Here is an 8,074-nt window from a genome sequence, read left to right on the forward strand (position 1 = left end):
ACATTAACACACTGGTTTTTCAGGATTGAAAACAGGGTTTCTTTTGATCCTCTGCTTCAGATTTATAACAGGGATTATTGCTCAAAGATAATCACGGAACAGGCGAACATGAATGTGACTCCTCCTTTTGCTGTGGCAATGGTGGATATTGATCATTTCAAGAATGTTAATGACACCTATGGGCATCAGGCAGGTGATGCGGTTTTGCATTCTGTAGCTCAGACACTGCTCAGGACACTTTCTCCGCAGGGGACTGTCTGCAGATATGGTGGAGAGGAACTGGCGGTATTTTTTCCACAGAAAACAACCTCTGAAGTGGTTCCGCTAATGGAAAGGGCGCGGGAGGAAATAGAAAAAAGTAAAACGGAATCGGGTAAAAAGCGGATTTCTGTTACTATCTCCTGCGGGATATCGTATCGGGAGATTGCAGCACAAACGGTGATGGAGGTTATCCACGCTGCAGATAAAGCCCTTTACAAGGCCAAAAAAGGAGGGCGGAACCAGGTTCGATGTGCAAAGGCCTGCCGTAAATGACCTGGTATCTGTACCGAATTATAGAGAAGAGCGAGGGGAATCGGAATCGGCATCTATTATTATTTCAGACTACAGACACTAACCTGATCCCTGACCAAACCACAGAAAAAGTTTGCCTAAAACAGCCGAGATATAATATCGGGCTTGAAAAAACTAATTCTGGTGCATATATTGCAACTGCAAGGAACCATGTTTATATTTATCAGTTTCACAGGAGGTGTTTTGGAATTTCATAGTTTGTTGGGAGATTCTCTTTTTACCAAAGTGTTGTTTTTCTCCGCACTTGCTATTGCATTTGGTGATTTCCTGGCGACTTTATTCACAATAGTGTATCAGAGATACTGGTATGAAAGAATAATGAGGCCGAAATACGGAGCAGACTTTTCTCCGAAATGTTCTGTAATTGTCCCCTGCAAGGGAATACCGAAAGATCTTGGTAACAACCTGAAGGGATTTCTGCAGCAGGATTATGCTGATTACGAAATAATTTTTGTGGTGGAGAGTGAGCAGGACCCTGCGGTACCGACCATTAAATCTATAATGGAAGGTAACCCGGGAGTTAAACTGACATATGCCGGTCTGTCAACCTCCTGTGCACAGAAGAACCATAACCTTCTGGCTGCTCTTAATTCTACATCAAATTCGGACATATTTATCTTTGCTGATTCCGATATTCGTCCTGCAAAGGGATGGCTTAAAGAGCTGATTCTCCCTCTGGCAGATCCTAAAGTAACAGTAACGAGCGGTTTCCGCTGGCTTCATGCCTGCCGGGGCACAACCGGAGAGCTTACTCACTCTTATGTAAACGTGTTTATGTATGTTCTTTTCAGTGTAGCATGTTTTTTCGGTGGCGTTGGACTTTGGGGTGGTTCGATGGCTATCCGGCGGAAAGACTTTGAGGAGATGGGGGTAGCGGAGAAGTGGTCAAGGACCGCTGTGGATGATATGAGTCTTTCTCAGATCGTAATGAAAAATTCCAGAAAAGCAGTTGTGGTTCCCCCCTGTATTACTCATACTGATGATCTGCTTCAGACTGTCAGAGGTACAATAACCTGGTTTGAGCGTCAGATAATGTTTTTAAAGGCGTATCAGAAATCGTTGTGGTTTTTTCTTGCGGGACCGGTAAGTCTGGTTGTCTTTATGCTCCTTTTTCTTTTGCCCTTCTCGATTGTGGCATCCATGAGTAACAGCAGGTCATTTCTGGAAATAGGGGGCGGGGCAGCTCTTGTGTTTTACATCGGAGAATTGATTACCGTGTCGCTCTACCCGCTGCTTGGGTCGATGCATAAATTTCCAAAATTTCTGATTCTTCAGCCTTATATGAGGCTGGCTCAGGTACTGAGCTATTTTAAGACTCTGATGACCAATACGATTACCTGGGCGGGGATTAAGTACAAGCTTGATTTCAGCGGTGATGTTGCCAGCATTGAGCGTCCGGGCACAGATTTTTGATCCGGGGAGGGTAGATGTTGCGTTGTGCGGTATTTGCGTCGGGCGGTGGCAGCAATTTTCAGGCATTGCTTGACAGAAAACAATCCGGTGATCTTCATGTCGATTTTGTACTTTTTGTAGGTAATAACAGTAAAGCGGTAGCATTTGAGCGTGCACGAAAAAACAATATCCCCTGTATCCATCTTGCACCCTCTCATTTTTCCTCGGAGGAGGAATATTCAAGAGAGCTGCTGGGCTGTCTTGAAAAATTCAATGTCGAGCTGATAATTCTCGCCGGCTATATGAAAAAGTTCCCATCCGATGTGGTGGCACGTTATCGTAACCGTATAGTGAATATTCATCCCGGACTTCTTCCTTCCTTTTGTGGTAAGCAGATGTATGGGGTCAGGGTGCACGAGGCGGTTATAGAGCATGGTGTAAAGGTGACTGGAGTGACTGTTCATTTTGTGGATGAAGAGTATGATCATGGTCCCATTATACTTCAGGAGCCGGTTCGGGTTCTTGACAATGATGATGCGCATACGCTTGCGGAACGGGTGCTTAAGGTCGAGCATGCGAGTTACTGGCGGGCGATAGAGGCCATAGCCAGGGGAACGCTGAGGGTTGAGGGTCACAGGGTGACAGGAGATGTCTAAGCAGTGTTTATCGGAAAGCATTTCCAGTGCCTCCCTTTATAAATTCGACAAAGAGATGGAAAAAGGGCGGGAAATTGCCCTTATCGGTATTGATGAAGCAGGGAGGGGGTCCCTGGCCGGCCCTGTTGTGGCTGCTGCGGTCTGTCTGGATCTTGACAAACTGATAGAGGGTGTTAACGATTCCAAAAAACTTCCGGCCGACCGCCGGTGCGAGCTTTACGAAAAAATAATCTCTGAAGCGCTCTGCTGGTCAACCGGATTTGCATCACCTGAGGAAATAGACAAATACAATATACTGCAGGCTACCTTTCTGGCCATGAGCCGGGCCGTTGAAAAGCTTGAGTTAAAATGGGATCTGGCACTGATCGATGGAAACAAGTCGATTCCTCAGATCGAGAAGGAAAAGCAGATTTCTGTTGTAGGTGGTGATGCGAAGAGCGCATCCATTGCTGCCGCATCGATACTGGCAAAGGTGACAAGAGACCGGATTATGGAAGAGTACCATGGTAAATATCCGGTTTATGATTTTTTAAATAATAAAGGTTATGCTACTGAGTATCACCGTAATAGCATAATGAAACATGGCCTCAGCGAGATTCACCGTCGTTCCTTTTGCGATTTTTTCCTCCAAACCAGTTTGCCACTTTGAAAGGGGTTTAAGAATGGCGCAGATTAAGCCGTTCAATGGTTATCATTACCGTTTAGCACAATCGCAGGACCTGGGCAGATTCATTGCTCCTCCTTACGACATGCTTGACAATAGCATGATCGATGATCTTTACAATAAAGATCCACATAACACTGTGCGTATCACCCAGAACCGTCCTGAGCCCTCCGATACCTGCAACAGGGATCGTCATGAGAGAGCAGCATCTTTTTTCCGTAACTGGGTGGAGAAGGGAGTTCTGGTAAGAGACGATGAGCCATCGGTATATGTTTACCAGCAAAAATTTGAAAGCAAAATTGGAAATGAGTCCATGACTTTTGAGCGGACCGGGGTGGTGGTTCTTATAAAACTTGAGGAGTTTGAAAATGGTGTTGTGCTTCCCCATGAGTATACTCTTTCCGGCCCTAAAATAGACAGATACGAACTCCTTGATGCCGCCAGGGTAAATACCGGACAGCTCTTCGGTCTTCTTTCCGATGATGGAGATGCTTATCGGATTATAAAATCGATGATAAGTGGTGAACCGGACGGTTTTACGGTTGATCAAAATGGAGTGCATCACAAACTCTACAGATGTTCAGACAGGGATAAAATCGGAAAGCTGATAGAAGCGGCGAAAAACCGGACGGTTCTTATTGCCGACGGGCATCACAGGTATGAGACTGCGCTGAAGTTCTACAGGGATCATGGCAGTGATGAAAGGTATGCATATACCATGATGACACTGGTATCGATGTCTGATCCGGGGCTTTTAATAAGGCCTTTTCACCGGTTGATCAAAAAGACCGGAACAGGTGTGGCCAGCATGAAAAATTCCCTGTCCGGGTTTTTCAATGTGACTGAGCTTGGAGAGATAAAAGCTGAAACTGTATACGATTTTCTCTCCGGTAAAACCGACTGCGGTATGCTTTATGTGGACAGTGAATCCGGAAGCATATCTGCACTCTCGCTTTCATCCGAGGGCGAGCATTTTCTCAAGCAGGCTGAGAGTGAGCGGTCTGAGGCCTGGAAGCATCTTGATGTCTCGGTTATCAATCTGATAGCTGTCCGGGGAATCCTCGGACTTCCGCTTGATGGAAAGATACTTCATGATGTGGTTGATTATGTAAACGACCCTGCAGAGGGACTGGCGAAGCTGAAGAATGCACAGGTATATTATGGCGGCTTCTTCATCCGTCCGGTCTCAATCGGTACGATTCACAGTATTGTCGAGGGCGGGGAGAGAATGCCTCAGAAATCAACCAATTTCTATCCGAAACTCTTTTCCGGCCTGGTTTTTAACAACCTGGAGGACAGGTGAAGAAATCCACGGTATTTCAGTTGACAGGCGGTTTGCTTATAGCAGGCGTCGGACTGTATATCTTCTTCCGTGATGTCAACCCGGGGATTCTTCTGAAAGAGATCAGGCAGACAAAGTACTGGATAATTCTGGTATCGGTAATCCTCAATCCTCTGTCGTTGTGGTTCAGGGCTCTGAGATGGGAGTTGATGCTTCCATCAAGGCCTGATACTGTCAGAAACGGCCTGTTTCCTGTGGTGATGATAGGGTTCATGTTCAATAATATCTTTCCTGCAAGAATAGGGGAGGCCGCAAGGGCTGTTTTGCTGTGGAAAAAGAACAGGTTTACAGTTATGGAAAGTGTCGGATCGCTTCTGATTGAGAGATTTATAGACACCCTTATGTACGCCTCTTTTTTCTTCATTCCTGTATTTCTTACCAGTTCTCTCTCTTCTCTTTCTCTCTATGCTTTTCTTATGGCTTCAGGTGTTGGTGTTTCGATTCTCTGTTTTTTTATTTATCTGTGTTTCCCTGGTATTTTCAGAGTTTTTGTAGAGAAGATTATTGGTTTTTTTCCTGAGAAAACGAGAAAGCGGCTTATAAGATTAAATGAAGAGTTTTTTTCAAACCTTGACTGGATGTTTTCATTCCGTAAACTTTGTGGCGTAATTCTGTACACCATTCTTGGGTCGTTGTGTTCCATAGGGGTAATGTTTCTGCTTGCCAGGGGGGTAGAGGCATTCGGATTTCTGGAAAGCATGTTCGGTGTAGCATTAGCTGCATTTGGAGCTGCGATTCCACTTTCTCCGGGATATGTGGGGACACTCCATTCTGCAGTTTCCGGAGGGTTGAAGATTGCAGGGGTGGGGGTGGAGAAAGCAGGTGCCATAGCGATACTTTACCATGCAATTGGCTATATCTCTATAACAGCAATTGGTTTATACTATTTTTTCTCTACCAGGATCTCTTTGCGTGAGATCAATGAGGCAAAGCAGAATCTCGATAGATGAGTACAACTGGAGATTTATGGAAACCCGAAATGAAATAAATGACCTTGAGCTTGCCGGACACCTTTCATCATCATCAGAACTGATACGCAGGGAACTTGCGAAGAAAATTATTGGCCAGAAAGAGGTTATCGATGATCTGCTGGCATGTTTTCTTTGTGGAGGGCACTGTCTGCTGATCGGAGTTCCGGGTCTTGCAAAGACTATGCTAATTGGCAGTCTGGCCAGGTGCCTCGATCTTGACTTCAACAGAATACAATTTACTCCCGACCTGATGCCATCGGATATTACCGGGTCAGAAATCTTATACGAAGACAAGGGAACCGGGAAACGGGAATTTCGTTTTGTTAAAGGACCGGTTTTCAGCAATATTGTGCTTGCAGATGAGATAAACCGGACCCCACCCAAGACTCAATCGGCACTTCTTCAAGCGATGCAGGAAAGAGAGGTAACATCATCGGGGCAGACCTTTCGTCTTCCGGATCCGTTCTGGGTTCTTGCTACTCAGAATCCTATAGAGCAGGAGGGGACTTATCCGTTGCCTGAGGCTCAGCAGGACCGTTTCATGTTTTCAATTGAAATAGATTATCCCGACTATAATTCCGAGGTGGAGATAGTCAAGATGACGACATCTCCCCAGAGTGTGGAAATAAAGCCTGTACTGAGTGCTGAGCAGATACGGGCTTTCAGGGGACTTATCTACCGTGTACCTGTGGCAGATTCGGTGGCAGGAGCTGCGGTGGAACTGTCCAGGGCAACCCGCCCCTCCTGCCCGGAGTGTCCTGAGCAGGTAAAGAAGTTTCTGACCTGGGGTGCAGGTCCCAGGGCATCCCAGTTCCTTGTTCTGGCGGCAAAAGCCTACGCTTTGCTGGACAACCGACCTACGCCTGATATCTCGGATCTCCGCAGGGCTGCCTTCCCGGTTTTACGCCATCGCCTGGTGCGGTCATTCCATGCCGAAGTCGACAACATCAATTCAAATCACATAATAAATACTGTATTGGAATCGGTATTAAAGAGAAAGTAAGAAAATTGCAGGATTTTATCTATCCTGCGCTTTTTGTTGCAAATACCTTTCTGACGAACCATTACTGTCAGAATAACTACTAAAAGTATAGTAGTTAGTGGGGGTTCTTTTTAAAAATCAGAGGTGGGGGGAAATGAATAAAACGCTCCTGGAGCCAAGCAGAGAGTTGTTGGATGAGTGCAGATCAGGAAACCAACTGGCTTTCAAAGAGATCTTTTACATGTACCGGTCCTATGCTTTTAATCTTATCTATAAGATTACAGGGCCCTATGGTGATCATGAGGATCTTCTGCAGGAGGTTTTTTTCCAGATTTATCTCTCGCTGAAGACGTTTCATGGGGATTCATCATTTAAGACCTGGTTTCACAGGGTGGTGATCCATGTATGTACACGCAGATGGAGATATCAGAAAGCAGAGAAGAGAATATCTCCCAAGGATACGGTACATCTTGATGCAGTTGAAAACATGGTTCAGTCAAACGAGCAGGGATCGTTGAGATCTATCGAGTTGAAGGATTTAGTGGAGCAGGCACTTGAGGATTTAGACTATAAATTGCGTATTCCGATAGTGTTAAATATCTACGGAGAGATGGATCTGGCAGAGATTGCTTCAATAATGGGGATTCCTGAGGGTACGGTGAAATCAAGACTGTTCACCGCGCGCAAGCAGATAAAGGGATTTCTGGACGGTTTAGATAAAGAGTAGAGAGTTTTAATGGGCAACATGGAAAAATACTCCTGGTTTGAGAGGGAATTTCGCAAGGATATTCCAGATTCTTCTGTGGATTTTTCTGCGGTAGAGGCGAGGCTTTTCGCTCGTATTTCCGATGCTGAGGAGCTGGGGGTGCTCTCCATTTTAAAGCTGGATGAGATGCTTTCCATGGGCAAAATGGAGCAGATCCAGACCGAGTTGTTCTCACGGGTTTCTCAGTTTGTCGAATATGATGAACCGGTGAATGAGTGTATCAATTCTGACCAGAATCTTCCTCAGACTCAGTGGGAGAGGTTGGAATCCAAACTTGAGAAACGGCTCAATGATGTCAGACAAATGCCGGAGTGGGAACAGATCCTTATGGCTCCGGAAAAAGAGCCTACTCCTGGAAAATGGGAAGAAATTGAGGAATCTCTGAACCGCGAAATCGATAAGATTGAAAAACTGGAGAACTGGGAGCAGGTTGCCAAAGAAGAGATTGTGGCTGAACCAGGTGCATTAGAGAAAGCTGAAAACCTGCTTTATCAGCGGCTCAGTTCTAAACAGGAGCTGGAGAACTGGGAGAATGTAATCAGATGTGATGAGGTGATTGCTTATCGCAGATGGGAAAAGATTGAGGAAGAACTGTTCCAGAGGCTGCAGTCCGATAACTTGACATTAAGGACATCCAGGCAGCCCTTCTGGTTCATAGTGGAACATTTCTTCTCCACCTTTAAAACATCAGGTGTGCTTTCTGCTGTCTTATTGCTGGCTGTGGCAGG

The 8,074-nt window shown here is 45.6% G+C and carries 9 protein-coding genes; all 9 read left to right on the top strand.

Going from position 1 to position 8,074, the window contains the following annotated elements:
* Positions 1 to 534 (top strand): GGDEF domain-containing protein (locus tag GX089_00560; protein NLP00962.1); only part of this gene is annotated, 534 nt, incomplete at its 5' end.
* Positions 535 to 756: 222 nt separating this feature from the next.
* Positions 757 to 1,986 carry a glycosyltransferase family 2 protein gene (locus tag GX089_00565; protein NLP00963.1) on the top strand — a complete coding sequence of 410 codons (1,230 nt, stop codon included), beginning with the start codon at positions 757 to 759 and terminating at the stop codon, positions 1,984 to 1,986.
* Between the two features lie 14 nt (positions 1,987 to 2,000).
* Positions 2,001 to 2,621: a phosphoribosylglycinamide formyltransferase gene (locus tag GX089_00570; protein NLP00964.1), complete on the top strand. Its 621-nt coding sequence runs from the start codon at positions 2,001 to 2,003 to the stop codon at positions 2,619 to 2,621.
* Entirely contained in the window at positions 2,614 to 3,270 is a 657-nt protein-coding gene (locus tag GX089_00575) for a ribonuclease HII (GenBank protein NLP00965.1), read from the top strand. Before GX089_00570 ends, GX089_00575 begins: the two co-directional genes overlap by 8 nt.
* A gap of 13 nt (positions 3,271 to 3,283) precedes the next feature.
* Entirely contained in the window at positions 3,284 to 4,588 is a 1,305-nt protein-coding gene (locus tag GX089_00580) for a DUF1015 domain-containing protein (protein ID NLP00966.1), read from the top strand.
* Positions 4,585 to 5,577 (top strand): flippase-like domain-containing protein, encoded by a 993-nt coding sequence (locus GX089_00585; GenBank protein NLP00967.1) that lies wholly within the window; start codon positions 4,585 to 4,587, stop codon positions 5,575 to 5,577. The genes GX089_00580 and GX089_00585 overlap by 4 nt, the downstream gene beginning before the upstream one ends.
* 16 nt (positions 5,578 to 5,593) lie before the next feature.
* A complete protein-coding gene (locus GX089_00590; protein NLP00968.1) occupies positions 5,594 to 6,601 on the top strand; it encodes a MoxR family ATPase in 1,008 nt (335 codons plus the stop codon).
* A gap of 133 nt (positions 6,602 to 6,734) precedes the next feature.
* A complete protein-coding gene (locus tag GX089_00595; protein ID NLP00969.1) occupies positions 6,735 to 7,307 on the top strand; it encodes an RNA polymerase sigma factor in 573 nt (190 codons plus the stop codon).
* A gap of 9 nt (positions 7,308 to 7,316) precedes the next feature.
* A partial coding sequence (locus GX089_00600) for a hypothetical protein (GenBank protein NLP00970.1) occupies positions 7,317 to 8,074 on the top strand: 758 nt, incomplete at its 3' end.

The sequence above is a fragment of the Fibrobacter sp. genome (assembly GCA_012523595.1).
GTDB lineage: Bacteria > Fibrobacterota > Chitinivibrionia > Chitinivibrionales > Chitinispirillaceae > JAAYIG01.

Excerpts from the sequence above, each read along its gene's own strand:
- GX089_00570 (NLP00964.1), top strand. The coding sequence starts at position 2,001 with ATGTTGCGTTGTGCGGTATTTGCGTCGGGCGGTGGCAGCAATTTTCAG.
- GX089_00575 (NLP00965.1), top strand. The coding sequence starts at position 2,614 with ATGTCTAAGCAGTGTTTATCGGAAAGCATTTCCAGTGCCTCCCTTTAT.
- GX089_00580 (NLP00966.1), top strand. The coding sequence starts at position 3,284 with ATGGCGCAGATTAAGCCGTTCAATGGTTATCATTACCGTTTAGCACAA.
- GX089_00590 (NLP00968.1), top strand. The coding sequence starts at position 5,594 with ATGGAAACCCGAAATGAAATAAATGACCTTGAGCTTGCCGGACACCTT.
- GX089_00595 (NLP00969.1), top strand. The coding sequence starts at position 6,735 with ATGAATAAAACGCTCCTGGAGCCAAGCAGAGAGTTGTTGGATGAGTGC.